Below are 24,878 nucleotides of genomic sequence, written 5' to 3' on the forward strand. Positions count from 1 at the left end.
CCCTTTGCCCGGTCAGCCGTTGGTGATGCGCACCACCCCGGTGACGGTCCCCTGGTACACCACACCGCCCGGGGCGATGGAGCCCACCATCTGGAGGGAGTCGAAGAGCGAACCGGTGCCGACGGACTTGGTGCGGACCGTCTTGCCGGTCTCCGGGTCGATCTCCGCGTAGGCGAAGTTGTCGAGGATGGAGGTGCTGTTGGTGCCCGGGATGAGCGGGCTGCGGACGATGGTGTGGAGCAGACCGTCGGCCGTGGAGAGCCGGGGCACGGCCGAGGAGCGGATGTTGGTGTCCCACTTCAGGTCGCAGCCGGAACCGTCCGCGCGTACGTCGACCCGGCTGAAGCCGCCCGTGAAGTCGGCGGAGGAGGGGACGCTGGTGCCGGCGTTCTCGGGGAGGGCGGGATAGGGGTAGCCGTAGGTGCTGGCGACGAAGACCGCATTGCCCACCGCGACGGGGGAGTTCTCACTGCCGCTGCCGGACTTGAGCACCGGGACCGAGCAGACCCGGGCGCCGGTGTCGGTCCGGTACACGAGGAGGTTCTCGGTGGGGGAGGCGTTGTCCACGATGGTGACGTAGCCGGTGCCGGTGTTCGGGCCGAAGAACGTCGGGGTCGAACCGGTGCCCCAGCTCAGCTGGCCGGGCTTGCGGGCGGGTCCGCGGTCGTAGGGCTGACGCCAGGTGACGGTGGGCGTGCCGTCCGCGGCGGCGTTCAGCAGGTAGGTGGCGTGGCTGGTGGCGACGGCCGTGCCCTCCGGCGCCGTCGAGATCGAGTTGTCGACACGCTCCCCGGCCGGCAGGGCCAGCGAGCGTACGGTGCCGGTGCGGTCGTCCGCGGTACCGACCACACCGCCGCCGGTGGCGAACCAGACCCGGCCCTGCCAGTCCGGCGAGACCCCGGTGACGGCGTCGCCCTCCGGGACGGCACCGGCCAGCGAGAGCGAACTCGCCACGTACAGCTCCCAGTTGCCCGAGGCGTTGCGGCGGTGGCCGATGCGCAGCAGCGTGCGGTTCCCGTCGACCGCGACGAGCCGGTCCTGGTCGTCGAGGTACGCGTACACCCCGCCCAGCAGCGAGCCCTTGGCGATGGTGAGGGTGGTCAGCGACTCCCCGGACGCGGGGTCGAGCAGATGCACGGTGGGCACCTGGCCGAAGATCGGCGTGCACAGGGCGACCGGGTACCCGTCCGACCCGACCAGGATCGTGGGGCAGGCGGACTGGAGGGCGACCCGCTTCGAGGTCAGCGACCCGGCACCCGGCCCCGGGAGCGGAGTGGCGTCGGACGAGCCGGTGTCGCCGTGCATGGTCGCGGTGCCCTGGGGTCCGCTGTACGGGTTGTGCGGCGGCAACGGGCCGAACGCCGTCGCGGCCTGGGCGGGGAACGCGGCCGTCAGGGTGAAGAGGGCGGCGGCGCCCAGCACCGCGGCACGGGGGAACAGGGACGGACGAGGCACGGGGATTCCATTCGGGAGAGGGGGAGGAGGGGGCGGAGAGGGAGAAGAGGACGGAGAAGAGGAAGCGGACGGCGAAAGGCGGCCGGCTTTGGCGGAGGACGGCTGGGGGCAGCTGGCATCCGTGGGTGACCGGTGCTCAGTGTCCGGCGCTCAGTGACCGGCGTTCAGGCGGTGAGGAGGGCGGAGCCGGGCCGCCCGCGGAGTCGGGCGCGACAGGGCGGGGCGGTGGTCGTCACTGCCAGGAGGCCGACGGGCGGAGGCCGTCGCGCGGCGGGCCGCCGGGGAATGAACCCGGGGGCGAAGCGAGCGCCGCGGGACGGCGGAAGTCCCCGTCGCGACCGGACCGGTGGGCTCAGCGACAGAGTGCGCTGGACTGCCTGCACTGGTCCACGTGGCGGCGGGCCACGAGCAGGGCGGGCGTGTACCCGAGTTCCCCGAGGGTTGTCATGGTCATGGACCTTGGCAGCCCGTGCCGTCGGGGGCAATGGGCGGTCCACATGGTGGACCCGCGGGGATGCTCCCGCGTCACGCCGATGCCCGGCAGAGGGCGGGAGCCCCTGCCGGGCATCGGTTCACGAGCGGTCGGTCCGCGGCGGCCGGAGGAGTCGGACCGCTCCGGCCGGTCGGGCCCGACCGGTCAGGCGACGGTGCAGGCGGTGCCGCTGAGGTCGAAGGCGGTCGGGGCGGTGTTCGTGGCGCCCCGGGTGCCGAGGAAGCCGAGGGTCACCGAGGTGCCCGCGGCGATGGCGGAGGTGTACGAGGCCGGGGTCACGCTCACCGCGCTTCCGCTCTGGGTGGCCGTTCCGCCCCACATGCTGCTGACGGTCTGGCCGTTGGCGAAGGAGAAGCCGAGCTTCCAGGCGTTGATGGCGGCGGTGCCGGTGTTGCGGACGGTGATCTCGCCCTGGAACCCGCTCTGCCAGTCGCCGACCACGCGGTACGCGACGGAGCAGGCGGCCCCGGATGTGCCGCCGCCGGTGGTGGTGGTCAGGCTCACCGCGGCCGAGCGGGCCGAACGGTTTCCGGCCGCGTCGCGCGCGTACACCGCGAAGGAGTAAGCGGTGCCGGACGTGAGGGAGTTGACGGTCACGCCGGTCGTGGTGGAGGAGGCGACCACCGTCTCGGTGGCGCCGCTGACGCGCACGACGTCATAGCTCTTCACGCCGACGTTGTCCGTCGAGGCGGCCCAGTTGAGGGTCGCGGAGGTGGCGGTCACCGCCGAGGCGGCCGGGGTGCCGGGAGCGGTCGGGGCCTGGGTGTCGGCCGTCGCCCCGCCGAAGACGGTCGCCTCCTTCGAGGTCTGCGCGATGCCGTTGACGCCGTGGAAGATGCGCTCGCCCCAGGAGCTGAGCCGGGTCGGGTCGAAGTCGATGACCAGGTCCAGGATCGGGTCCGTGTTGCCGCTCCACGACCAGGCCAGGTAGCCGAGCTTCAGCTGCTCGGCGGTGGCCATCATGGTGTCCTCGTCCGGGTCGCCGTACTGGTCCGCCGGTCCTCCGAACTCGCCGATGAGGATGGGCAGTCCGGCGTCCACGAAGGCGTGAAGGTAGTCGGTGACGGCCTGCGCGGTGTTGTAGACGCTGTACATGTGGATCGAGAAGATCAGGTTGCCGGTGGTGTCGGCGTCGTACACCGACTGGGCGTTGGCGCGCATGACGCCCTGCCAGTCCTGGCCCCAGTTGGGGGCGTCCACCATGATCGTGTGCTGGAAGCCGGCGTTCCTCAGCTTCTGGACGGCGCTGATGGTGGGCGCGGTCCACCCGGCGGGGTTGGTGTTGCCCCAGGGCTCGTTGCCGATGTTGACGATGATGTAGCTCTCTTCACCGGCCAGCACGTCCTTCAGGCTGATCCAGTAGTCGGCCGCGTGGTCGAGGGTGCCTGCCGCGGAGTCCTCGCCGTAACCGGTGGTGTCGTGCACCTCCAGTACGCAGATGAGCCGGTTGGCCTTGCACTGGGCGACGATCCCGGCGACCTCGGTGGGGCTGTTCTTCGTCCACCGGTATCCGTCGGAGAGCACGACGCGGACCGTGTTGGCGCCCGTCGCCTTGATGTCGGCCAACGACTGGGTCTCGCCCGGGTACCAGGTGTGCGCGTGGTTGACCCCGCGCATCACGAAGTCGTTGCCGTTGCCTTCCAGGAGGCGCCCGTTGCTGATGTGGAGTCCGGTGGCGGCCTCCGCCGACCGGGTCTGCGCCAGGGCCGTCGCCGGGGCCAGGGCGCCGACGAGGATGATCCCGAGGAGAGCGGTCAGCGCTCGCCCGAGGAGGGTGGTGGGGTGGGTTCGTGCCGTGCTTCTCGCTGTTCTCACTGCGGCTCCAGAGGGTGGACGCGTCGAGCATGGGGCGATATGGGAGCGCTCCCACAAATGGGAGCGCTCCCATGAAGCCATTCTGTCGGGGTCACGTCAAGACATCGCGCAGAGCCGGAACGATCGAGGGGCGATCCGGCTCACCGGGCCGGTGCGACCGGCGCTGCCGAGCCGGCGACGATCGTCTCCGGGGGCGGGTACGGCCCGTGCGGTGCGTCCACCCCGGGCTGTTCCAGCCCGACCAGCAGCGAACGGACGGCCTCCACCGCGTGCATGACCATCGCGGGGTCCGCGCCCGGCCGGGCGTGCGCGCTCATCCGGATCGCGGGTGCCTGCGGGAGGCCCGCGTACGCGACCAGGCCCTCCGGGGCCCGGCCCGCCGTCGCCAGCAGGGCCACCCCGAGCCCGGCGCGCGCGGCCTCCAGCACCCCCGCCAGGTAGCCGGCGTCGCAGACCACCGAGGCGGCGATGGAGTGCGAGGACAGCACGTCGAGCGCCCGGCGGCGGATCGCGCACGGTGCCGCGACCGCCACCAGGGGGAGCGGTGCCGGGGCCGGTGGCGGTGACCAGCCCGGCGCCGCGTACCAGGTCAAAGGCATGCCGCCGACCTGCATGCCCTCGGTGGAGGCCGCCTCGGTCACGTACACCGCCAGGTCCACCGACCTGCGGTCGACGGCCTCCACCAGGCGCGCGGAGCGATCGATGCGGAACCGGACTCGGCAGTGCGGGAGCGTTCCGTGGACCGCCTCGGTGATTCTGGGGAGGATCTGGTCGGCTCCGTGCTCGGTGGAGCCGATCACGATGGTGGCGGGCTCGGAGCCGAGGAGCCTGCGTGCGGCCTCGTCGTGCACGCCGAGTATCCGGCGCGCCTCTTCGAGGAGGAGATTCCCGGCGTCGGTGAACCGGGTTGCCCGGCCCGCGCGTTCGACCACCGGCCTGCCCAACGCCCGCTCCAGGCGGCGGACATGCTGACTCACTGCCGACTGACTGAGGGTCAGCGCCTCCGCGGCCCGGTGGAATCCGCCCCGGTCCGCGACAGCGACGAGACTACGCAACGCGACAATGTCGAACACTGGTCCCATGCGGGCACGCTAGCATCAATCAATAAGCATTCACGATCACTTGTGATCGTTCTTCCTTGTTGAACGTACGTGGCGGGCTCCGCCATCCTGGCCGCATGTCGCACACCACGGCCGGACCGTGAACACGGCCACCCAGTCCCTCGAACAGGCCTCGGCGGGAGCCCGGTTACTCGGCCTGCTCGCCCGGGACCTGCACCCCGACCGGCTCACCACCGACCCCGTGCGCACAGCCCCGTACGCCACGGACCGCTCGGGCGCCCCCTCAGCGGGCGAACCGCTCGCCGTCGTGCACGCCCTGCGCACCGACGAGGTGTCCACCGTGCTGCGCCACGCGAACGCCCTGCGGGTCCCCGTCGTGCCACGCGGAGCGGGTACCGGGCTCTCCGGAGGGGCGACGGCCGGCGAGGGAAGCCTGGTACTCGACCTGTCCCGGATGAACCGCATCGTCGAACTCGCCCCGGACGACCAGCTCGCCGTCGTGGAACCGGGCGTCGTCACCGCCGACCTCGACCGGGCCGCCGCCGCCCACGGACTGCGCTACGCCCCCGACCCGGCGAGCGCCGCCCTCTCCACGATCGGCGGGAACATCGCCACCAACGCAGGCGGACTGCGCTGCGCCAAGTACGGGGTCACCCGGGACAGTGTGCTGGGCCTGGAAGCCGTACTCGCCGACGGAACCGTCCTGCGGACCGGCCGGCGCACGGTGAAGGGGGTCGCCGGATACGACCTGACGGCGTTGCTGACCGGGTCCGAGGGCACACTCGCCGTCATCACCGGAGCCACCGTGCGGCTCCGTCCGGTACCCGTCGCCACCGCCACCCTGGCGGCCTGGTTCGACACCTTCGCCGACGCCGCCGACGCGGCGACCGCGATCACCGCGGCCGGAATCGAGCCCGCGACGGCCGAACTCCTGGACGGCCCGGTGCTCGGCGCGATCGACGAGGCCGAAGGCACCTCGCTGCGCGTACGGGGCGCGGCGCTGCTCATCGTCCAGTGCGACGGTGCGGGAGCGCGGGCGGAGGCCGAGCGGGTCGTCGCCGTCCTGGAGAAGCGCGCCGCCACGCTCACCGTCGCCGACGACGACGCCGGGGCCGACGCCCTGCTGGCGGCCCGGCGACTCGCCCTGCCCTCCCTCGAACGCCTCGGACGTCCGCTGATCGAGGACATCGCCGTCCCCCGCTCCCGGCTCGCCGAGGCGGTACGGGGCATCGCGGAGATCTCCGCCCGGCGCGGGGTGCCCGTCTTCACCCTGGCCCACGCGGCCGACGGCAACCTGCACCCCGTCGTCGTGGTCGACGCGGCCCTGTCCGAACTGCCCGAGGCCGCCTGGGAGGCGGCGGGCGACATCTTCGCCCTCGCGCTGCGGCTCGGCGGCACCCTCACCGGCGAGCACGGCGTCGGCACCCTCAAACGCCAGTGGATCGCCGAGGAGCTGGGAGCCGGGAACCACGCGCTGCAACGGCGCGTGAAGGCCGCCTTCGACCCGCACGGAATCCTGAACCCGGGAAAGGCGGTCTGAGCGCGAGGGGGGCGGCGGAGGCCGCGCGACGAGCCGCGTACGCCGGCCCCCGGCCGTCCCCTGGCCTCCCCGCGGCCGGCCCCCGGACGCCCCCGGCCGTTCCTGGCCGTCTCCCGGCCGTCTCCCGCCGGGAGACCGGGCACCACCGGGCGACTCGGCGCCGGGCGTCCGGAGCGGCTTGACCTTGACACGATGACAAGGTCTTCACTGCTGTCCGAGGAGGTGGTCCCCATGACCACGACACCACCGGCCACCAACGCGGCACGCGCGCTCCGGGCGCTGGAGGACAGCAGCCCGACCGTACGCCTGCGGGCCGCTCTCGCGGTCGGCACGGCGCCCGACCCGTGCTTCGTCGGCAAGCTCGTCGAGCGCTGCGCGGTCGAACCCGAGTTCTTCGTTCGCGACATGCTGACCTGGGCCCTCGTCCGCCACCCGGTGGACCTGACGCTCCCCGGGCTGCTCCGCGAAGTCCGCTCCGACCGGGCACAGGCGCGCAGCCAGGCGCTGCACACGCTCTCCAAGCTCGGGGACCGGCGGGCGTGGCCGGAGATCACCCCGGCCCTGCTTGCGGACCCCGACGACGAGGTGGCGCGAAGCGCCTGGCGGGCCGCGGCCGTACTCGTCCCGGAAGGCGAACAGCCCTCCCTGGCCGCGGTGCTGGTGACCCAGCTCGGACGCGGTGAGCGACGGACCCGGCTCAGTCTCAGCCAGGCGCTGGTCGCACTGGGCGACGCGGCCGTGCCCGCTCTGCGCGCCGCCGAGGCCGCAGCCGACCCGCGCGTGCGCGCCCACGCGCTCGCCACCACTGCTCTGTCGCGCGACCCGGACGCCGGATTCGGGCCCGCGATCGAGGAGGCCAAGCGCGTCGTGGCCCTCGACGGCGCCCCCGGGACGGACGATGAGGACCGTGCTGATCGGTGAGGTGTCGAAAAGGTCCGGGGTCAGTTCCCGCATGCTCCGGCATTACGAATCGCTCGGCCTGGTCCGGCCGTCGGGCCGTACCGGCTCCGGCTACCGGGAGTACTCCGCCGAGGACATCCGGCGGATCTTCCACATCGAGAGCCTGAGGTCGCTGGGGCTGTCGCTGCGGGAGATCGGGCGCGCGCTCGACGACCCCGGGTTCACGCCCTCGGCGCTCGTGGACGACCTCGTCCGCCGGACGGGCGAGCGCATCGCGGCCGAGACCGAACTGCTCACCCGGCTGCGCCGGATCGATGCCGCGGACCCCGCCGACTGGGAGGGTGTCCTCCAGGTCGTCGCCCTCCTCCAGGCGCTGGGGTCACCGAGCGCCGACGCCCGCCAGCGCGCCGCGCTCTCCTCGGCCGACCGGGCTCCCGTGCCGGTGGAGGCCCTGGTCGAGGCGGTCCTGGGCGAGACGGACCCGAACGTCGCCGGAGCCCTGCGCTGGGCGCTCGCCCAGTCGGGCGGGGGCGGCACGGCCCTGCTGGCGAAGGGCCTCGGCTCACCCTCGGCGGCGGTGCGGGAGCGTGCCGTGCGGTCCCTCGCCGAGATGCCCGGCGCCGAGGCGACCGCCCACCTGCGGGAGGCCCTCGCCCACCCCGACACGGCGGTGCGCCGGTACGCGGCGCTCGCGCTGGGGACACGCGGAGAGGCAGCCGCGATCCCGAGGCTCCTCGACCTGATCGTGGAGGGCGGCAACGACACCGACGCGGCCGACGCGTTGAGCGAGCTGGCGAGCGACACCGCGACCGCCGAGCGGATCGCGACCGGGCTCGTCGACCGCCTCGCCCGTGACACCACCGGCGCACCCGCACGCGGACGGCTGACCCAGGCGCTGTCGGGCATCCCCGGGCCGTCGGCGTCGCACGCCCTCGTGGAGCTCTCGCACGACGAGGACCGCGCCGTCTCGCTGACCGCCCGCTACCTGATCCACCTCCGCGAGGTGCGGGAGGCGCGCTGACGCGGTGGTCCGTTCCGCGGCACCGGCCGTCCGCTCCCCGCGACCTGTCCCGGCCCGCCGGGCCGGTTCACGGGGCGGTGAACAGGGCCGGGAACCGGGGGCCGAGCCACGGCTTGCGCCCCCGGGCGAACACCTGGCCCAGGGCCATGGCCCGCCACGGATCACGCCGCCCCAGCGCGATGAGCAGGAAGGCGACGGGGTCGATGAGGATGGTGCAGTCGGCCCGTTCCGCCGGCCCCGCCGTGACGGTCACCGCGCCGTCGGCCAGCGCGACGCCGAACGCCGGCCCACCACCGCGCAGCCGTACGGAGTACCGGGCCGAGAAGCGGGCGGTCGCGGCCGGGTCGGCGACACGGGGCATGACGGCGAGCATGAACGGCATGCACAGCCCCACCCGGGCGGCGTCGACCATGTGCGGGCGGCGCAGCGCGCGGGCGAGATCGTAACCGTGGCCCAGCATGTGCGTCAGCAGATAGGACCCGAGCACGGCCCGGTTCATGGGGCCCAGCGGAGTGATCAGTGTCGGGCCGTCGTCTTCGTCGCCCCGCTGGTCCGCCTCGCCTCCGCCGGCAGCGTCGCCCTTGTCGTCCCCATCGGCCGGGACAGACTCCGCCGCCCTGTCCACGGCGGCCAGGAACGCCTCGGCATGCTTCGTGATCATCGCCGCCAGCGGCTCCGCCCCGCGTTCCCCGAAGGCGGCGAGGGACCGCGCGTTGGCCGGGGCCAGGCTCTGCGGCGTGCCGTCCCCGTACGGGCGTTCGCGACCGGCCGCCAGGTCCGCCATCAGCTCGTTGGCCAGCGCCAGATGGGCCGCCGCCTCGCCGACCGTCCACTCCGACCCGGGTACGGAGGCGGTGGTGCCGGGCGCGCCGCGCAGCAGCGCGGCGATGTCGGCCGCGGTCTCCCGTATCGCCTCTCGGAGCGCCGTCGGCAAGGGCCCGCTCCCGTCCTGCCGCACCGAAGGTCGCACGCCGCCCGCTTCCGTCCCGCCCGCCGCGTCCGTCGCGTGGGGTGCGCGGTACCCAACCAGACCCGGGGACAAGGGACAAGTCCTTCCGCCGAATCGCCTGACGGTCGGCGGCCGGACGTACAGTGTCGGGGGCATCGCTCCCGGGGGGCGGGCGGCGGACGCAGGGCGTCCCGCAGGTCGAAGGTGGGGCATGGACAGCAGCGAGTACGACGACTACGAGGCCATCGTCAGAGTCCCGAAGGGCACACGGCTCTCGCGGTCGAGGAAGACCGAGGGCGCTCATCGCGGCATGACACGCGACCCCGACACCCATCAGGTCGGCCAGGCCGAGATCTTCCTGAAGGAGGCGAGCGAGCCGGATCCGGTGGCGGCGTACCCCCAGGACTGGCTCCACTCCGACGAGCGGGAGTCGCAGGCCCGAGCGCGGGAGCGCCAGGAGATCGCGGAGTTCGTCGCCGAGGTGGTCGTCCAGATCGGCCTCTCGCTGGCGGAGAAGGCCGCGCCGCACGTCAGGAAGTGGTGGCAGGAACAAGCGCTTCCGGCGGTGAAAGCGAAGTGGCACAGCCAGGCGCTCCCGTCCGCGAAGGCGAAGTGGCGGAAAGTGGCGCGAAGCCGCACGGGTGACGACCGGGCCGGGACCGCCGAGGACCTCGGGGAGGCCGTCGCCGTTTCGGACGACCGGCGGACGACCATGACCGGTGCCGAGGCGAGGAAACGCTTCGCCGCGGCCGTGACGGCCAGGATCTACAGCGATGGACAGCTACGGCTGCTGCGCAACGCCCGGGTCGTGGACGAGGGCGAGGACGGTCCGGTGGTACTGGAGGCGACGGACGAACTCACGCCCCAGCGCATCGGGGAGCAGGTCGCGTTGATGCTGGAGGCGAACCCCTCGCTGCTCGGCGACGACACCCTGGCCGAACTCGGGAGGCTCGTCGCGAAGATCCGAGCCGACGGCGGCCACGCGCCTCTTCCGAAAGCGGAAGGCGCGCCGCCGCACGACGACGGGAACCACTGACGAGAGGGAGGAGCCGCCGGGGTGGACGGGCCCCGGCCGGAGGAGCGCCGGGGTGGACCGGTCCCCGGCCGGAGCGGCAGGCCGCGGGGACACGGCTCAGGGACCGAAACCAGGGCTGACCGTAGGGGGCCGGAAGATAGGGGTTGGCCCCTCTTCCCGGCGGTGACACGGTGGACCGCATCCCAGGAGACGCCCCGCCCCGCACCGGACCCGACGTGCCGTCGCGGGGCGGAGCCGTCCCACCCGCCGTGCGTCGGCGCGCCCACGAACCGGCGTGCGCGAACGCGCACTTCGCAGGAGGCCCCCATGACCGACCGCCGTACCGTCCTCATCACCGGCACGTCCTCCGGCATCGGCCTGGCCACCGCGGTCGCCGCGGCCACGGCCGGCTGGAACGTCGTCGCGACCCTCCGCGACACCGGCAGGGCCGATGCCCTGCGCGCCGCCGTCGAGGAGGCCGGCGTCACCGAACGGGTCCGGATCGCACGCCTCGACGTGACGGATCCGGCCTCCGTCGCGGAGGCGGTCGCCGGGGCGGTCGCCGCGTACGGCCGGCTCGACGCCGTGATCAACAACGCCGGGGTGGGGCAGCTCGGCACCGTCGAACAGATCGGCGTCGAGCCGTTCCGCTCCGTCATGGAGACCAACTTCTTCGGGGTCGTGACGGTGACGCTCGCGGCGCTCCCGCATCTGCGCGCGAGCGGCGGCAGGGTCATCGCCGTCAGCAGCCTCGGGGGAGTGATCGGCCAGCCCTTCAACGAGGCATACTGCGCCGCGAAGTTCGCCGTCGAAGGCTTCCTGGAGTCGCTCGCGCCGGTCGCCGCCGGCACCGGCGTCCAGGTGTCCGTGGTCGAACCGGGCCCGGTGGCCAGTGAGTTCGTCGCCTCCCTCGGCCCTTCCGTGCCCGGTCTCATCGAGGCGGCAGGCCCGTACGAGGCCGCCTTCAAGGCGTACGCCGCGACCACGGAGGGCCTCTTCGACCAGGCGCAGAGCTCGGCCGAAGCGGCGGCCTCCGTGGTGGACGTACTCACCGCCGAGCGGCCCGCGTTCCGGGTACAGACCTCCGGCCTCGCCCGGGACCTCGCCGGGATCAAGCTGGCCGATGCGGACGGCTCCGCCGTCCAGGCGTTCACCACCCCCTGGCTCACCTGACCGCCTCGGTCACCCCGGGGTCACTCGACCGCCCTCGGTCACCCCTGGGGCACCTGCCCCCTCGCTCACCCCCAGGCGCTTCCCTCCCCCCCAGGGGCCTTCAGGGAAGCGCCACCACCTGGGCCGCGTGCGCCAGTCCGGCGCCGAAGCCCACCAGCAGCGCCAGGCCGCCCCGGGGCACCGCGCCCCGGGCGAGCAGCTCCTCCATGGCGAGCGGAATGGACGCCGCGGAGGTGTTGCCCGCGTGCACGATGTCCCGGGCGACCACCACATGGGGCGGCAGCCGCAGCGCCGAGGCCGCCCCGTCGATGATCCGAAGGTTCGCCTGGTGCGGTACGAAGGCGGCCAGGTCGTGCGCGGTGAGACCGGCCGCGTCGAGCGCGGCCTGCGCCGTCCTCGGTACGGTCGCGACCGCCCACCGGAAGACGGCGGGACCGTCCATCCGCAGCGTGGGCGGAAAGGCAGTCGGCTCCGTACCGACCGCCGGCCACGGCGAGGAGTGCGCGATGGCCTCTTGGCGGCCACCCTCGGAACCCCAGACCACCGGCCCGATCCCGGGCTCGGCGGCCGGGCCCACGACGACCGCGCCGGCACCGTCCCCGAAGAGGAAGGCCGTGCCGCGGTCCGTCGGGTCGACGATGTCGGACATCCGCTCCGAGCCGACCACCACGACGTATCTGCTGCTGCCGGACCTGATCAGCGCGTCGGCCGCCGCGAGCGCGTGGCAGAACCCGGCGCACGCCGCCCCCACGTCCATGGCGCCCGCCGATTCCGCGCCCATGAGGTGGGCGATCCGGGGAGCGGCCGGGGGTGACTGCTCCCGGTGCGACATCGAGGCCAGCAGGACCGTGTCGACGCTCGACGGCGCGATGCCCGCCTGGGCCAGCGCCTTCACGGAGGCGGCTGCCGCCATGCCGACGACCGTCTCGTCCGCAGCGGCGAACCGCCGGGCGGCGATGCCCGACCTGCGCCGGATCCATTCGTCGCTCGAATCGATCGGCCCCGCCACCTCGGCGTTTCCCACCACCCGGGCGGGCCGGTGGGCGCCGACCCCGAGGACACGGGAGCCCGGGACGGCTGCCGCCGCACGCAGCCTTCCGGCGGTGGTCACCGCCCGCGGCGCCTCGGTGCCCATCACGCCTCCGGGACGGACGACGGGATCGTACGCGCCCCGAACTCGCCGTCCAGATAACGGCGCCGGGTCTCGCGGCGCTGCACCTTCCCGCTCGACGTCTTCGGCAGCGACCCGCGTCGGACCAGCAGGATCTCGTCCGCCTCCAGCCGCTGCCGGTCGAGCACCGCGGCCCGGACGCGGGCGTGCAGGCCCTCGGCCCCTCCGTCGCGCTGAGCCCGGCCGTCCGCCTCGACCACCAGCACCAGCCGCTCCGCCGCACCGTCGTCGACGGAGAACGCCGCCGCGCAGTTCGGCTGGAGCGCCGGATCGGCGCTCTCCGCCGACACCTCGATGTCCTGCGGGTAGTAATTGCGTCCCTTGCGGATGATCACGTCCTTCAGCCGGCCGGTCACGAAGAGCTCGCCGTCGTGGAAGAAGCCGAGGTCGCCGGTGCGCAGCCAGCTGCCCAGCTCCTCCTCGCCCACCAGCCGCGCCCCGAAGGTGCGCAGACTCTCCTCGGGCCGCCCGTGGTAACCATCGGCCACACAGGGGCCGTTGACCAAGATCTCGCCGACCGATCCGTCCGGCAGGCCGGTCAACCGCTCCGGATCCGCGATCCGGACCGAGGTGGCGCCGACCGCGGTGCCGCTGCCGACCGCGTACACCGTGCGGGCGGAGGAGGCCGACGCGTCCGCGCCGGAGGCCTCGACCGCCGTCGCCCCGGTGACCAGCTGGGCGCGCCCCTCGCGCAGTGCCTGTGCCGACAGGACGAGGAGCGTGGGCTCCCGGTCCTCCCGGCTGCCGGTGGCCTTCAGGGTGTTCTCCGCCAGGCCGTAACCGGGGCACATGGCGCTCGACCGGAAACCGGCCGGGGCGAACGCCTCGGTGAAGGCGCGCACCGTGTCCCATCGCACGGGCTCGGCCCCGTTGGCGGCCACCCGGAGCGAGGACAGGTCGAGCCCTGCGGACAGGCCGTTCTCCGCGGCGTCCCGTACACAGAGTTCGTACGCGAAGCTCGGCGCGGCGGTGTGGCTGCCCCGGAACCGGGAGATCGCCTCCGGCCAGCGCGACGGCCGCCGGATGAACGCCTCGGGGGCCATCAGATAGGCCGGAATCCCCGCCCACAGCGGCAGGACGATCCCGAACAGCATTCCCATGTCGTGGAAGAGCGGCAGCCAGTTGACGACGGCGCTGTCCGCACGGCAGGGCCACAGCTGGTCCGTCTCGGCGACGTTGCTGCGGAAGTTGGCGTGGGTGACGCGGACGCCCTTGGGGTCACCGGTCGATCCGGACGTGTACTGGAGCAGAGCAGTGTCGTCCGGACCGGCCGGCGGTCCGGACCACTCCACGGTCTCCGGCCCGTCCGCCGCCGGCCCGTCCGCCGCCGGCCCGTCCGGCGTACCGGCGGACGGTCCGGCGGAGTCGGAGGCGTCGGTAGCGTCAGTGGCAACGAGGGTGAGTCCTGCCAACTCCTCGGTACCTCCGAAGCGTTGCTCCAGATCACTCCTGACCGCAGCCGTGGTGAGTACGGTGGTCGTGCCCGCGTCGTCCGCGATGCGCCGCAGCCGCTCCAGGCCGCGCTGCCGGGTCGGCACCTGGACGGGGGCGCCCGCGACACCCGCGTACATGCAGGCGAGAAGCGTGGAGACGAACTCCAGGCCGGACGGGTAGAGCAGCACGACGGCACTGCCGCGCAGTCCGGCCGCGTCGAGCTTCGCGGCCCGGGAGCGCGCGGCCACGTCGAGTTGACGGTACGTCAGTGTCTGGTCGGGCGTCTCGCCGTTGCGGAGGAAGACGTAGGCGAGGTCGTCGGGCCGGGTCCGGGCGCGCAGGCGCAGCACCTCGGGGAGGCTCGGAAGTTCACCCGTCGTGGTGTCCGGTGCGGCGGAGCGACGCCGGGCGGGGGCGGTGGCGGTGGAAGCGGTGGCGGTCATGGGGTGTCAGGCCTCTCGTCGCTGCGGCGTCGTGCGCCGGTGCGTTCGGCTCGGGGCAGCACGCATGGCGGTGCCGGGCGGTGCGGCGCGTGCTCGGCGCTGAGCACGCATGACAGTGGCGGGCGGTGCGGTACGTGCTCCGCGCGGCACTCTCGTCGCGCGTGTGCGGGCTGCGGGAGGCGCGCTCACCGTGCGCGTGCGAGCGCGGGCTCCGCGTGGCGTGCTCACCGTGCGCGTACGTGCTCCGCGCGGCACGCTCATCGTGCGAGCGCGGGCGCGGGCTGCGGGAGAAGGCCGGTGCGCAGCGGGCCGAGCCGCTCCTCGCCGATCCGGGCGCGCAGTTGGGGGTCGGTCACGCCGAGACCGGCCTCGGGGGCGAGGGCGAGGACGCCGACCTTGCCGGTGTGGCTGTTCGTCTGCACCAGGCGTGCCGCCTCGCCGACCTCCGCCAGCGGGTAGACCTCGGAGAGGACCGGTGAGACGCTGCCGAGCTTGAGCAGTCGCATCATCTCCGCCGCCTCGTGGAGGTTCATCCCGTGACTGCCCACGATGCGCTTGAGGTTCATCCAGAAGTACCGGTTGTCGAAGCTGTGGTCGTAGCCGGTGCTCGAACCGCAGGTGACGACCGTGCCGCCGCGCCGCGCGACGATGACCGAGATGCCGAAGGTGGCCCGGCCGACGTGGTCGAACACCACGTGCGGGTCCTCGCCGAGCTCCGCCCGGATGGCCCGGCCGAGCCGCTTGGCCAGCTCCACCGTCCCGGCTCCGGCCGCCGGCTCGCCACCGATGCCGATCTCCTCGCGGTTGATCACCACGTCGCAGCCGAGCTTCTGCAACTGCTTCGCCTTGGCTTCGGAGTTGACGACTCCGACGGGGATGCCACCGCCGTTCTTGACCAGTTGGACGGCGAACGCGCCGAGACCACCGGTCGCGCCCCAGATCAGCACGATGTCGCCCTGCTTGATGCGGGCGCCCCGGTCGCTGACCAGCATGCGGTAGGCGGTCCCGCCGCAGAGCGGCACGCAGGCGGCCTCCTCCCAGGTCAGATGGGCCGGCTTGGGCAGCAACTGGCTGGCCCGCACGACCGTGTAGTGCGCGAGGCCACCGAAGTTGGTCTCGTACCCCCAGGCCTTCTGGTCGGCGCCGAGCATGCCGTCGGAGTGCGTCACCGGGTCCTGCTCGTCCACCACCGCCGCGTTGACGGCCACGTGGTCGCCCACCTTCCAGCGCCGGACCCCGGCGCCGGTGCGCACGATCACTCCGGCCGCGTCGGAGCCGACGACCTGGAAGGGCTGGTCGTGGCGGGCGTTGTAACCGCCGGTGCGGGCGTACCGCTTGAGCGCGTTGAACGTGGAGACGGGCTGGAAGGTCGCCGACCAGACGGTGTTGTAGTTGATGGAGCTGGCCATGACCGCCACCAGCACCTCGTCCGGGGCGAGTTCGGGCATCGGTACCCGGTCCACCTTCAGCGAACGGCGCACGTCCTTGTCGGCCACGCCGTCGAAGATGCCGACGTCCTCCTGCCGGATGTGGGCGGCGGTGAATTCGGTGGGCACGGGGGCGCGTTCCAGCTCGTCCGGTGAGGCTCCACGGAGAACGGCCTCGGTCAGAGAATCCATTTCTGATCCCTCTCGAATTGATGCTGCGCGGGGCTGCCGCATTGTTTCCCGTCGACGCTACGGCGGTCCTTTTCCGGAACGGAACCCCTATTCCCCGTGCCGCTAGGGGGTGACTTCGAGGCAGGGGCCGAACCAGGGGTGTGAGGGTGAAATCCCAGGTCGGGGCGGAGTGATGGGGGTCATAGGGGGAGGCTAGGGGTAGGCGCGGCACGCCCCGGAGGTCAGGATGTGGGAGGTGGTGCCGAGGGGTCGGCCGGGCTCCGGAACAGGCCACTCGGAAACGGGTGGAATCGAAATGTTCCGGCCCCGGAAGAAATGAAGCAGGTGCGGGGAACTCGGCTTTTGATCCCCGTCCGCCCGGTGCTGAATTCCCCGGAAGCGGAGAGCGGACCCCTACCGCCGGAAACGCTCCGTGCGACGTACGAGAAGGGCTCGGCGATGACGATGACCAGTCAAGGTGCCAACCGCGCGGCCGGCTCCGGCCACGGTGGCCGGGCCGTCGCCGTGGTCGGACTGGCGTGCCGGCTGCCCGGAGCACCCGGTCCCGACGCCTTCTGGGACCTGCTGAGCAAGGGCGCCGACGCGATCCGCCCGGTGCCCGAGCACCGCCGCCCGGCTCCCGTCGCGGGGCGGCGCCGGAGCGACGGGCCGGGCGGAGGACCGGGCGGCGGTGCGGGCCGGGCCGGGGACCGGGGTGCGGGCCGGGCCGGGGACCGGAGCCGGGAAGCCCCGGTGCCCCGCGACGAGGACCTGCCCGGCGGTTTCCTGGACGAGGTCGACCACTTCGACCACGCGTTCTTCGGGATCTCCCCGCGCGAGGCCGCCGAGATGGACCCGCAGCAGCGGCTGGTCCTCGAACTCGCCTGGGAGGCGCTGGAAGAGGCCGGAATCGTCCCCGCTTCCCTCGCCGGAACGCCGGTCGGCGTCTACCTCGGGGCGATGGCGTACGACTACGCGCTGCTGCGCCACCGCGAGGACGCCGAACCCGTCACCCGGCACACCCTGACCGGCCTCAACCGGGGCCTGCTCGCCAACCGGATCTCCTACCACCTCGGCCTGCGCGGTCCCAGCCTGACCGTCGACTCCGCCCAGTCGTCCGCCCTCGTCTCCCTCCACCTCGCCCACCGGGCGGTCCGGGACGGCGACTGCGAGCTCGCGCTGGCCGGCGGGGTCAACCTCAATCTGGCGCCCGACAGCACCACCGCCGCCGCCCGCTTCGGCGGACTCTCCCCGGACGGGCGCTCGTTCACCTTCGACGCCCGCGCCAACGGATACGTACGGGGCGAGGGCGGCGGGCTCGTCCTCCTCAAGCCGCTGGACGCGGCCCTCGCGGACGGCGACCGCGTCCACGGCGTGATCCTCGCCAGCGCCGTCAACAACGACGGCGCGACCGAAGCCCTCACCGTGCCGAGCGCCGACGCCCAGCGCGAGGTGCTGCACCTGGCGGCCCGGGAGGCGGGCATCGACCCGCACGAGATCCAGTACGTCGAACTGCACGGCACCGGAACCCCGGTGGGGGACCCGGTGGAGGCCGCCGCGCTGGGCGCAGCCTACGGCGCCGGTCGCGCCGCGGACGCACCGCTCGTGGTGGGGTCGGTGAAGACCGGCATCGGCCACCTGGAGGGCGCCGCCGGGATCGCCGGCTTCCTCAAGACCGTGCTGAGTCTGAAGAACCGGCGCATCCCGGCGACCCTCAACCACGACACACCCAACCCGCGCATCCCGCTCGACGCGCTCGGCCTGCGGGTCCAGCGCGACCTCGGCCCGTGGCCCCGGCCGGACCGGCGGCTGATCGCCGGGGTGAGCGCCTTCGGCATGGGCGGGACCAACTGCCACGTCCTGCTGGCCGAACCGCCCCGGCCCGTCCGCCCGGCACCCCGCCCCGGACCCGCCGCCGACGCCGCCACCGGCACAAAGACCGTCCTGCCCTGGACCCTCTCCGCCGCCGATCCGGCCGCCCTGCGCGCCCAGGCCGGACGCCTCGCCGCACATGTGCGGGCCGACCCGGACGCGACCCCCGACGGCATCGGGCACGCCCTCGCCACCACCCGCGCCCTGTTCGACCACCGGGCGGTGGCCCTCGGCGCCGACCGCGCGAGCCTGCTGGCCGCCCTGGACGCCGTCGCGGCGGGCGACCACACGCCCGACGCGGTGACCGGCCGCGCCGCCGCGGCGGCCGGACCCGTCGCGTTCCTCTTCCCCGGCCAGGGAAGCCAGCGCCCCGGCACCGGCCTCGAACTCCACCGCACCACGCCCGCCTTCGCCCGCGCACTCGACGAGGTGTGCGCCGCTCTCGACACCCACCTCGAACGCCCCCTGCACGCAATCCTGTTCGCCGCATCCGGCACTCCGGAAGCGGCTCTGCTCGACCGCACCGAGTACACCCAGGCCGCGCTCTTCGCCCTCGGCGCCGCTCTCCACAAGGCACTCGAACGACACCTTCCGCCCCCTGACTTCGTCCTCGGCCACTCCGTCGGAGGCCTCACCGCCGCGTACGTGGCGGGGGTGCTGACGCTCGCCGACGCGGCCACCCTCGTCGCGGCGCGCGGACGCCTCATGGGCGAGGCCCGCGCGGGCGGGGCGATGGTCGCGGTGGAGGCGACGGAGGAGGAAGCGGCCCCCGTACTCGCCGACTACGCCGGTCGTCTGGCCCTTGCCGCCGTCAACGGACCACGGGCCGTGGTGCTTTCGGGAGACGCCGACGCGGCCGAGGAGGCCGCCGCACGGTTCGCCGCCCTGGGCCGCCGCACCCGCGCGCTCACGGTGAGCCACGCCTTCCACTCCCCGCACATGGACAGCGCCGTCGAAGAGTTCCGGCGGATCGCCGCCGGCCTCACCCTCCGGCCGCCGACCCTCACCGTCATCTCCGACACCACCGGACGACCCGCCCGACCCGACCAGCTGACCTCCCCGGACTACTGGGCCGAGCACATCCGGCGCCCGGTCCGGTTCCGCGACGCCGTGCGCACGCTGGCGGCCCGGGGGACCACGGGCTACGTCGAGCTGGGCCCCGGCAACGTCCTCACCGCGCTGACCCGCTCCGTCCTGGCGGCGGACGGCGACACCACCGCGACCGCGGTGCCGCTGCTGCGCCCCAGGACGCCCGAACGGCTCTCCCTGCTCACCGGAGTCGCCGGACTCCACACGACCGGCACGGACGCCGACTGGGCGGGCTTCTTCGACGGCGGCAGTCGCCGGGAGCGCGCCGCCCTGCCCACGTACGCCTTCCAGCGCCGGCCGTTCCGGTTCGCCACCACACCCCGCGCCGAGGCCGCCACGCCGGACACCGGTCGGGACGCGGAAGGGACGCTCCCGGCCCGCGCCGAGGCCGCCGACGCGGGAGCGGCGCTCCCGGCCCGCTCGGATGCCGCCACGCGGAGCCCCGGTCGGGACGCTGAGGCGGCGCCCGGCCGGGAGCTCCCGCACCGCGAAGAGACGCCGGACCCCGCCGCCCGCCCGGACTTCCTGCGGCTCGTGACCACCGCCGCCACGGAGGTGCTGGGCGCCACCTCCACGGACGGGCTCGACACGGAACGTACCTTCAAGGCCCTCGGCCTGGACTCCCTGGGCGCCGTGGAGTTCGCCGACCGGCTCTCCCGGGCGAGCGGGCTCCGGCTGACGCCCACGCTGACTTTCGACCACCCCACGCCCCTCGCGCTCGCCCGGCACCTGGAGGCCGAGTCCCACCGGGACGCGCCCCCGGAAGGCGCGGAAGCCGTACGACAGCGCCGTGAGACCTTCCGGGGCGGCGCGCACCCGGAGACGTCCACGGACCCGCACACCGACGTGCCCGCTGACCCGTACACCGGCGCGTCCACCGGCGCGGAGGACGACCCGGTGGCGATCGTCTCCACCGCCGGCCGCTGGCCCGGCGGCGCCGACACCCCCGAACAGCTCTGGGACCTGCTGATCTCGGGCACCGACGCGACCAGCGGCTTCCCCGTCAACCGGGGCTGGCCCGAGGACCTCTACCACCCGGACCCCGACCGGTCCGGCGGATCGTACGTCGGACGGGGCGGATTCCTGCACGACGCCGACCGGTTCGACGCCGACTTCTTCGGCCTGTCGCCCCGCGAGGCCGAAGCGACGGACCCCCAGCAGCGGCTGCTGCTGGAGACCTCCTGGGAACTGCTGGAACGCGCCGGAGTGGACCCCGCCACCCTGCGCGGCAGCAGTACCGGGGTCTTCGTGGGGGCGACCCAGCAGGAGTACGGTCCCCGGCTGCACGAGACCACCGGCGACGGGGCGGGCTACCGCCTGACGGGCGCTGCCGTCAGCGTCGCCTCCGGCCGGATCGCCTACGCCCTCGGCCTGGAGGGGCCCGCGCTCACGGTGGACACCGCCTGCTCCTCGTCCCTGGTCGCGCTCCACCTCGCGGCCCGCGCCCTGCGGTCCGGCGAGTGCGACCTCGCGCTGGCGGGCGGCGTCAGCGTGATGGCCACACCGGGCATGTTCACCGAGTTCAGCCGACAGCGCGGCCTGGCCCCGGACGGGCTCTGCAAGCCCTTCGCGGCGGCGGCCGACGGCACCGCCTGGTCGGAGGGGGTGGGGCTGGTCCTGCTGGAACGCCTCTCCGACGCCCGTCGGCACGGGCACCGGGTGCTCGCCCTGATCCGGGGGAGCGCGGTCAACTCGGACGGCGCCAGCAACGGACTGACCGCCCCGAACGGCCCCTCCCAGCAGCGGGTCGTCCAACAGGCACTCGCGTCGGCGGGGCTGGCCGCCGCCGACGTCGACGCGGTGGAGGCCCACGGCACCGGCACCACCCTCGGCGACCCCGTCGAGGCCCAGGCGCTGATCCACACCTACGGACAGAACCGCCCCGAGGACCGGCCGCTGCTCCTCGGCTCCCTGAAGTCCAACATCGGTCACACCCAGGCGGCGGCGGGCGTCGCGGCGGTCATCAAGATGACCCAGGCCCTCGGTCACGGTCTGCTGCCCGGGACGCTGCACGTCGACCGCCCCACTCCGCACGTCGACTGGAGCCGGGGATCCGTCGAACTCCTCACCCGCGAAACCCCGTGGCCCGCCGTCGACCGCCCGCGCCGCGCCGCCGTCTCCGCGTTCGGCATCAGCGGTACCAACGCCCACCTCATCCTCGAAGAGGCGCCCGCCGCCCCGCCGGAGCCCGCCCGCACCCCCACCGCTCCCGGCCGCCCCGTCCCCTGGGTCCTGTCCGCCCGCACCCCGCAGGCACTCCGGGACCAGGCCGCCCGACTGGCCGCACGGTGGGACGAGGACTCCGCGGCGGAGGGCGGATCCGCGCCGGCCGACCCCACCGAGGTCGCGTACGCGCTGTCCAGGAAGCCGTCCTTCGACCACCGCGCGGTGCTGGTGGGCGGGGATCTTGCCGCGTTGCTCGACGCCGTACGCGCCCTCGGCCGGGGGGAGACGGCCGAGAGCGCCGTACGCGGCCACGCCGCGGCCCCCGGCCGCACCGCCTTCCTCTTCACCGGACAGGGCAGTCAGCGGGTCGGCATGGGACGGGAGCTGTACGCGGCCCACCCCGTCTTCGCCGCCTCCTTCGACGCCAACTGCGCGGCGCTCGACGCCCACTTGGCCGGGTACGCGTCGGTCCCGCTGCGCGATGTCGTCTTCGGAGGCCCGGACGCCGACGGGACGCCCGCCGGCACCGGCGGCGAACTGGACCGCACCCTGTACACCCAGCCCGCGCTGTTCGCCCTGGAGGTGGCGCTCTTCCGGCTGCTGGAGTCCTGGGGCGTACGCCCCGACGTGGTGGCCGGGCACTCCGTCGGCGAGTTGGCCGCCGCCCACGTCGCCGGGGTCCTCGCCCTCGAAGACGCCGCCGCGCTCGTCGCCGCCCGCGCCCGCCTGATGCAGGCGCTCCCCGAGGGCGGGGCCATGGTCGCCGTGGAGGCGGACGAGGCCGAGGTGCTGGCCGAACTCGGCACGAGGGACGGCGAAGAGCACGAAGGGCGTCAAGGTGCCGTGGGCATCGCGGCCGTCAACGGCCCGTCCGCCACCGTGATGTCGGGCGAGGAGGCGGCGGTCCTCGCGATCGCCGAACGCTTCCGCGCCCGTGGGCGCCGCACCAGCCGACTGCGCACCAGCCACGCCTTCCATTCCCCGCTCATGGACCCGATGACCGGCGGACTCGGCGAGGTCGCGGAAGGACTCACCCATCTCCCGCCGCGCATACCGCTGTTGAGTGCGCTCGACGGCGAACACTTCACCCCTGAACGCCCGCTCACGCCCGGATACTGGGCGGCGCACGCCCGGGGCGCGGTGCGCTTCCTCGACGTCGCCCGCCGCCTGGAGCACGACGGGGTCACCACCTTCCTGGAGCTGGGCCCCGACGCCGTCCTCACGGCGCTGACCCAGGAGGCCCTGATCGGCGGCCGTCCCGAGGGCACACCGCCGCCCGCCCTCGCCTCCCTGCTGCGCCGGGGACGCCCCGAGCCAAAGTCCCTGCTGACCGCGCTCGGCACCGCGCACGCCCGGGGCACCGCGGTCGACTGGAGCGCCCTCCTCGGCCTTGCCGGGCCGAGCAGGGTGGAGCTGCCCACCTACCCGTTCCAGCGCAGCCGCCACTGGGCCGACGCACCCCGCCTCCGCGCCCCTTTTGCCGTGCCCGCCGGGGACGACCGGTTCTGGGAGCCCGTGGAACGCCAGGACCTCGACGCCCTCGCCGACACGCTCGGCCTCCTCGAACCGGGACACCGCGAGGCGCTCGGTGCCGTCCTGCCCCGGCTCGCCCACTGGCGGAGCGAGCGCGGACGGGCCGCCGAAGCCGACAGCCTGCGGTACCGGGTGCGCTGGCAGCCGGTGGCGGACCGGCCGACGGCCCCGGCCGGACCCGCCCGCTGGCTGCTCCTCGTACCGGCCCGGCCCACCGGCGGCGACCGCCCGTACGACGCGTGGGCGCCGCTGCTGGAGAGGGCCCTCACCGGCAGCGGTGCGCGCGTCGACCTGGTACGGGTGGCGGACGCGCGGGCGGACCGCGACACCCTCGCCGCCCTGCTCGCGGAAGCGGCCGACCGCGCCCCGGCCCAGCCGGTGACCGGAGTGCTCTCCCTGCTCTCGCTCGACCACGACACGGACCCGCGGCTGCCGGCCCTTCCGTACGGCCTGGCCGCCACCACCACGCTCCTCCAGGCCCTGGAGAGCGGCGCCGTGACCGGGGCGCCGCTCTGGGCCCTGACCCGGGGAGCGGTGACCACCGGCACGGGCGACCGGGCGGGCGGCCCGACCGGCGCGCTCGTCTGGGGGCTCGCGGGGATCGCCGCCGTGGAGAGCCCCCGGTGGGGCGGTGTCGTCGACCTGCCCGAGCGCGTGGACGCCCGCGCCGCCCGCCGGGTCCTCACCGCCCTCGCCGGAGACCACCGGGAGGCCGAACTCGCCGTGCGGCCCGAGGGGCTGCTCGCCCGCCGCCTCGTCCCCGCACCGCTGGAACCGGCCCCGGCGGGCCGTACGGGCGGCTGGACCTCCGGCGGCACGGTCCTCGTCACCGGAGGCACCGGGGCGCTCGCCCGGCACACCGCCGCCTGGCTGGCCCGCAAGGGCGCCGGCCATCTGCTGCTGGTCAGCAGGAGAGGCGGCGACGCGCCCGGCGCGGACGCCCTGCGCGCCGAACTCGCCGAACTGGGCGCCGAGGTGACCTTCGCGGCCTGCGACGTCGCCGACCGCGACGCGCTCGCCGGGGTACTGGCCGCGGTGCCCGCCGAGCAGCCGCTCACGGCCGTGGTGCACACCGCCGCCGTCCTCGACGACGCCCTGCTCGACGCCCTCACCCCCGAGCAGGCCGACCGGGTGCTGCGGGTCAAGGTGCTCGGCGCGCACCACCTGGACGAACTCACCCGCGACCGCCCCCTCACGGCCTTCGTGCTCTTCTCCTCCGTCACCGGGATCGCGGGCACCCCCGGCCAGGGCAACTACGCCCCGGGCAACGCCTACCTCGACGCCCTCGCCCATACCCGCCGCGCCGCCGGGCTCCCCGCCACCTCGATCTCCTGGGGCCAGTGGGCGGGCGACGGCATCGCGGGCGACGAGGGCGCCCACCGCAACGCGCGCGGCGGGCTGCTGCCCATGGAGCCCGGGCTCGCCCTCTCCGTACTGGAACAGGCCCTGGACCGGGACGAGACCCACCTGGTGGTCTGCCGTGCCGACTGGCGGATCCTCGCCGCCGCCCGCTCCCACCCGCTCCTGGCGGAGCTGACGACCGGATCGCCCGACACCGGGACCGCTCCGCCCGAGGAGCCCGAAAAGGGCTCGATCCTGGCGGAGTTGGCCGGGGCCGGGAGCGAACAGGAGCGTCGCAGGCTGCTGCTCCGCTTCGTGACGACCCAGGTCGGCGAGGTCCAGGGCGGACGGCCGGCCAACTCGGTCGAGACGCACCGCGGGTTCAAGGAGCAGGGCTTCGACTCCCTCACCACGGTGGAACTGCGCAACCGCCTCAATCAGCGCACCGGGCTGAACCTGCCGACCACCGCGGTGTTCGACCACCCCACCCCGTACGCGCTCGCCGGGCTGCTGTACGAACGGCTCGTCCCGAAGGACCGGGCGGGGGAGGACGCGGCGCACGAACTGACCGCCCAGCTCGACCGGTTGGAGGCCATTATCGCCGCCCTGCCACCGGGCGGACCCGAACGCGAGGGAGCGGCGACCCGGCTGGCCGCGCTGGCGGCGGACGACCGCCGAAAGCCCCGCCCGGCCGAGGGCGGCGACCAGGACGTGGCCGCCGGTCTCTCGTCCGCCACCGACGACGAACTGATGGATTTCATCGGCAAGGAACTCGGCATCTCGTAACGCGTGACCGGCCGACGGCCCTC

General features: G+C 74.2%; 14 protein-coding genes. 6 read left to right on the forward strand and 8 right to left on the reverse strand.

From position 1 onward, the window contains the following. Positions 1 to 12 precede the first annotated feature (12 nt). The 4 genes from ACFWEE_RS12655 to ACFWEE_RS12670 form a co-directional block, all read right to left on the reverse strand. Positions 13 to 1,455 (reverse strand): hypothetical protein, encoded by a 1,443-nt coding sequence (locus tag ACFWEE_RS12655; protein ID WP_386888597.1) that lies wholly within the window; start codon positions 1,453 to 1,455, stop codon positions 13 to 15. 352 nt (positions 1,456 to 1,807) lie between these two features. Beyond that, on the reverse strand, positions 1,808 to 1,903 hold the full coding sequence (locus ACFWEE_RS12660; RefSeq protein ID WP_386888598.1) for a putative leader peptide: 96 nt from the start codon (positions 1,901 to 1,903) through the stop codon (positions 1,808 to 1,810). A 189-nt stretch (positions 1,904 to 2,092) separates the two neighbouring features. Beyond that, positions 2,093 to 3,763, reverse strand: coding sequence for a cellulase family glycosylhydrolase (locus ACFWEE_RS12665; RefSeq protein WP_386888599.1), 1,671 nt, complete (start codon positions 3,761 to 3,763; stop codon positions 2,093 to 2,095). Between the two features lie 140 nt (positions 3,764 to 3,903). Then, positions 3,904 to 4,845: a LysR family transcriptional regulator gene (locus tag ACFWEE_RS12670; protein WP_386888600.1), complete on the reverse strand. Its 942-nt coding sequence runs from the start codon at positions 4,843 to 4,845 to the stop codon at positions 3,904 to 3,906. 118 nt (positions 4,846 to 4,963) lie between these two features. Between ACFWEE_RS12670 and ACFWEE_RS12675 the strand changes: the two genes are divergently transcribed. The 3 genes from ACFWEE_RS12675 (at position 4,964) to ACFWEE_RS12685 (ending at position 8,285) form a co-directional block, all read left to right on the forward strand. Continuing rightward, complete coding sequence (locus ACFWEE_RS12675) at positions 4,964 to 6,364, forward strand: FAD-binding oxidoreductase (protein ID WP_386888601.1); 1,401 nt, start codon at positions 4,964 to 4,966, stop codon at positions 6,362 to 6,364. 231 nt (positions 6,365 to 6,595) lie between these two features. After that, positions 6,596 to 7,285 (forward strand): HEAT repeat domain-containing protein, encoded by a 690-nt coding sequence (locus tag ACFWEE_RS12680; RefSeq protein ID WP_386888602.1) that lies wholly within the window; start codon positions 6,596 to 6,598, stop codon positions 7,283 to 7,285. Beyond that, positions 7,272 to 8,285 (forward strand): HEAT repeat domain-containing protein, encoded by a 1,014-nt coding sequence (locus ACFWEE_RS12685; protein ID WP_386888684.1) that lies wholly within the window; start codon positions 7,272 to 7,274, stop codon positions 8,283 to 8,285. The genes ACFWEE_RS12680 and ACFWEE_RS12685 overlap by 14 nt, the downstream gene beginning before the upstream one ends. Before the next feature lie 67 nt (positions 8,286 to 8,352). On the opposite strand, the gene ACFWEE_RS12690 is transcribed toward ACFWEE_RS12685, so the two are convergent. Further along, positions 8,353 to 9,219 carry a maleylpyruvate isomerase family mycothiol-dependent enzyme gene (locus tag ACFWEE_RS12690; RefSeq protein WP_386888603.1) on the reverse strand — a complete coding sequence of 289 codons (867 nt, stop codon included), beginning with the start codon at positions 9,217 to 9,219 and terminating at the stop codon, positions 8,353 to 8,355. A gap of 226 nt (positions 9,220 to 9,445) precedes the next feature. Between ACFWEE_RS12690 and ACFWEE_RS12695 the strand changes: the two genes are divergently transcribed. Both ACFWEE_RS12695 and ACFWEE_RS12700 read left to right on the forward strand, forming a co-directional pair. Beyond that, a complete protein-coding gene (locus ACFWEE_RS12695; RefSeq protein ID WP_386888604.1) occupies positions 9,446 to 10,270 on the forward strand; it encodes a hypothetical protein in 825 nt (274 codons plus the stop codon). 306 nt (positions 10,271 to 10,576) lie between these two features. Then, the gene (locus ACFWEE_RS12700) at positions 10,577 to 11,422 is read left to right on the forward strand and encodes an SDR family NAD(P)-dependent oxidoreductase (RefSeq protein WP_386888605.1); all 846 of its coding nucleotides are present in this window, start codon (positions 10,577 to 10,579) and stop codon (positions 11,420 to 11,422) included. A gap of 100 nt (positions 11,423 to 11,522) precedes the next feature. Here ACFWEE_RS12700 and ACFWEE_RS12705 read toward each other — a convergent pair whose 3' ends face one another. The 3 genes from ACFWEE_RS12705 to ccrA form a co-directional block, all read right to left on the reverse strand. Beyond that, the gene (locus ACFWEE_RS12705; protein WP_386888606.1) at positions 11,523 to 12,557 is read right to left on the reverse strand and encodes a beta-ketoacyl-ACP synthase III; all 1,035 of its coding nucleotides are present in this window, start codon (positions 12,555 to 12,557) and stop codon (positions 11,523 to 11,525) included. After that, positions 12,557 to 14,470, reverse strand: a complete 1,914-nt coding sequence (locus ACFWEE_RS12710) for a fatty acyl-AMP ligase (protein WP_386888607.1) — start codon at positions 14,468 to 14,470, stop codon at positions 12,557 to 12,559. Before ACFWEE_RS12710 ends, ACFWEE_RS12705 begins: the two co-directional genes overlap by 1 nt. A 257-nt stretch (positions 14,471 to 14,727) precedes the next feature. Beyond that, a complete protein-coding gene (gene ccrA / locus ACFWEE_RS12715; RefSeq protein ID WP_386888608.1) occupies positions 14,728 to 16,089 on the reverse strand; it encodes a crotonyl-CoA carboxylase/reductase in 1,362 nt (453 codons plus the stop codon). Positions 16,090 to 16,533: 444 nt separating this feature from the next. Here ccrA and ACFWEE_RS12720 point away from each other — a divergent pair, with 444 nt between their 5' ends. Then, a complete protein-coding gene (locus ACFWEE_RS12720) occupies positions 16,534 to 24,855 on the forward strand; it encodes a type I polyketide synthase (protein WP_386888685.1) in 8,322 nt (2,773 codons plus the stop codon). The last annotated feature ends 23 nt before the right edge of the window (positions 24,856 to 24,878 follow it).

Origin of the sequence: Streptomyces sp. NPDC060184, assembly GCF_042728795.1 — a bacterium.
In the GTDB taxonomy this organism is placed as follows: domain Bacteria; phylum Actinomycetota; class Actinomycetes; order Streptomycetales; family Streptomycetaceae; genus Streptomyces.

What these genes read in the sequence shown, in the direction of transcription:
- ACFWEE_RS12660 (WP_386888598.1), bottom strand. Translation starts at nt 1,903, where the DNA reads ATGACAACCCTCGGGGAACTCGGGTACACGCCCGCCCTGCTCGTGGCC.
- ACFWEE_RS12670 (WP_386888600.1), bottom strand. Translation starts at nt 4,845, where the DNA reads ATGGGACCAGTGTTCGACATTGTCGCGTTGCGTAGTCTCGTCGCTGTC.
- ACFWEE_RS12680 (WP_386888602.1), top strand. Translation starts at nt 6,596, where the DNA reads ATGACCACGACACCACCGGCCACCAACGCGGCACGCGCGCTCCGGGCG.
- ACFWEE_RS12695 (WP_386888604.1), top strand. Translation starts at nt 9,446, where the DNA reads ATGGACAGCAGCGAGTACGACGACTACGAGGCCATCGTCAGAGTCCCG.
- ACFWEE_RS12700 (WP_386888605.1), top strand. Translation starts at nt 10,577, where the DNA reads ATGACCGACCGCCGTACCGTCCTCATCACCGGCACGTCCTCCGGCATC.
- ACFWEE_RS12705 (WP_386888606.1), bottom strand. Translation starts at nt 12,557, where the DNA reads ATGGGCACCGAGGCGCCGCGGGCGGTGACCACCGCCGGAAGGCTGCGT.
- ACFWEE_RS12710 (WP_386888607.1), bottom strand. Translation starts at nt 14,470, where the DNA reads ATGACCGCCACCGCTTCCACCGCCACCGCCCCCGCCCGGCGTCGCTCC.
- ccrA (WP_386888608.1), bottom strand. Translation starts at nt 16,089, where the DNA reads ATGGATTCTCTGACCGAGGCCGTTCTCCGTGGAGCCTCACCGGACGAG.
- ACFWEE_RS12720 (WP_386888685.1), top strand. Translation starts at nt 16,534, where the DNA reads ATGACCAGTCAAGGTGCCAACCGCGCGGCCGGCTCCGGCCACGGTGGC.